The 2528-nt window shown below is 67.4% G+C and carries 1 pseudogene; it reads left to right on the top strand.

Going from position 1 to position 2528, the window contains the following annotated elements:
• Positions 1–127 precede the first annotated feature (127 nt).
• Positions 128–2528, top strand: a pseudogene (locus tag KGA66_RS28570) (type I polyketide synthase); the annotation flags it as partial.

The raw sequence follows: 2528 nt of genomic DNA, 5'->3' as shown, positions 1-2528 counted from the left end.
GTTCGCGGGGTTCTTGGCGCAGGCGCATGTGGCCGGGGTCGAGGTGGACTGGCCGGCGTTCTACGCGGGTACCGGCGCGCGGCGCGTTGAGCTGCCCACGTACGCCTTCCAGCGGGAGCGGTTCTGGCTCGCGTCGGGCGGTAACGGAGATCCGGCGGGCGGCGGCGCGGGTGCGGGTGAGCTGGGCCACGCGGTCCTGACGTCGGCCGTGCAGGTCGGCGACCGAGACGAGCGGTTGCTCCACGGTGGTTCGTTGGCGCAGCGGCTGGCTGAAGTGCCCGACGGGGACCGGTATCGCACGGCCTTGGACGTGGTGCTCGCGCAGGTCGCGGCCGTACTCGGACACGCCTCTTCGGCGGCGGTCGACCCGCAGCGCGCGTTCAGCGACTTGGGCTTCGACTCGCTGGCGAGCGTCGAGTTCTGCGATCGGCTGATCGAGACCACCGGCCTGCGGCTGCCTTCGACGCTGGTGTTCGACCATCCCACGTCCGCGGCTGTGGCCCGGTTGCTCGTGGCGCAGGCGGGCGGGGTCGATCAGGATTCTGTCGCGGCTGGACCCGGGCGTGTGAAGGCCAAGGCCGACGAGCCGTTGGCGATCGTGGGTATGGCGTGTCGTTATCCGGGCGGGGTGACCTCGCCGGAGGAGTTGTGGCGGCTGGTGGCCGAGGGCCGCGACGCGATCGGTCCGCTGCCGGCGGACCGCGGCTGGGACCTGGAGCGGCTCTACGATCCCGACCCCGAGCAGGTCGGCAAGCTCTACATGAACGGCGGCTGCTTCCTGCAGGACATCGGCGACTTCGACGCGGGTTTCTTCGGCATCAGTCCGCGCGAGGCGCTGGCAACCGATCCGCAGCAGCGCCTGCTGCTGGAAGCGGCATGGGAGGCGTTGGAGCACGCGGGCATTAACCCGGCCTCGTTGCGCGGCAGCGACACCGGCGTGTTCACCGGCGTGATGTCGTTGAACGACTACGACGGCACCAAGGCGGAACTGGAGGGTTTCCGGCTGACCGGCACCACGGCCAGTGTGGTCTCCGGCCGGGTGGCCTACACCTTCGGGTTCGAGGGTCCTGCCGTGACCATCGATACGGCGTGTTCGTCGTCGTTGGTGGCGTTGCATCTCGCGTCGCAGTCGTTGCGGTCGGGTGAGTGTTCGCTGGCGCTGGTCGGCGGCGTGACCGTGCTGTCGGGGCCGTTCCTGCTGGTGGAGTTCAGCCGCCAGCGTGGCTTGGCGCCGGATGGCCGGTGTAAGTCGTATGCGGCGGGTGCGGATGGTACGGGTTTCTCCGATGGTCTTGGTTTGTTGGTGTTGGAGCGGTTGTCGGATGCGCGGCGTAATGGGCACAAGGTGCTTGCGGTCGTGCGTGGTAGTGCGGTGAATCAGGATGGTGCGAGTAATGGCCTGACTGCGCCGAATGGTCCCTCGCAGGAGCGGGTGATCCGGCAGGCGTTGGCGAACGCGGGTCTTTCGCCTTGTGATGTGGATGCGGTGGAGGGGCACGGTACGGGTACGAGGCTTGGTGACCCGATTGAGGCGCAGGCGTTGTTGGCGACGTATGGCCAGGACCGGACCACCGGTCCGTTGCGGTTGGGGTCGGTCAAGTCGAATATCGGGCATTCGTCGGCGGCGGCGGGTGTGGCCGGTGTGATCAAGATGGTGCAGGCGTTGCGGCACGACGTGCTGCCCAAGTCGCTGAACATTGATGCGCCCTCTGCGCATGTGGACTGGTCGGCGGGCGGGGTCAGGTTGCTGACTGAGGCTGAGCCGTGGCCGGCCAACGGCAGGCCGCGGCGGGCCGGTGTCTCCTCGTTCGGTGTCAGTGGCACGAACGCGCACGTGATTGTCGAGGAGGCGCCGCCGGAGGTGTCGGTGCCGGTTGCTGTGTCGGATCCGGTGCGGCCGGCAGCGTTGCCGTTGGTGCTCTCGGCGAAGTCGGATGTGGCGTTGCGGGGGCAGGCTGGGCGGTTGCGGGCGCATTTGCTGGCTGGTTCGGATCTGGATGTGTTCGATGTCGGTTATTCGTTGGCGACGTCGCGTGCTCGGTTTGATCGGCGTGCTGCGGTGGTGGCTGGTGACCGGGATGGTTTGTTGTCGGGTCTGGCGGCGCTTGAGCGTGGTGAGCCGGCTTCGGGGGTGTTGGCTGGTTCGGTTGTTGGGGGTAGGACGGCGTTTTTGTTTTCGGGTCAGGGTGCGCAGCGTGTGGGGATGGGTGTGGGTTTGGCGGGGTTGTTTCCGGTGTTCGCGGAGGTGTTGGAGGGGGTGTGTGCGCAGTTTGATGGGGTGTTGGGTGGTTCGCTTTTGGGGTTGTTGAGGGCGCCGGTGGGTTCGCCGGAGGCGTTGTTGTTGGATGAGACGCAGTTCACGCAGGCTGCGTTGTTTGCGGTTGAGGTGGGGTTGTTCCGGTTGGTGGAGTCGTTGGGGGTGCGGGCGGATTTCTTGATCGGGCATTCGGTGGGTGAGTTGGCTGCGGCGCATGTGGCCGGGGTGTTGTCTTTGGCGGATGCGTGTGTGTTGGTGGGGGCGCGTGGGC

The organism is Actinocrinis puniceicyclus, from assembly GCF_018283645.1.
GTDB classification, from domain to species: Bacteria; Actinomycetota; Actinomycetes; order Streptomycetales; family Catenulisporaceae; genus Actinocrinis; species Actinocrinis puniceicyclus.
Note: the sequence above shows the minus strand (reverse complement) of the source record. Positions and strands in the feature narration are given on the sequence as shown.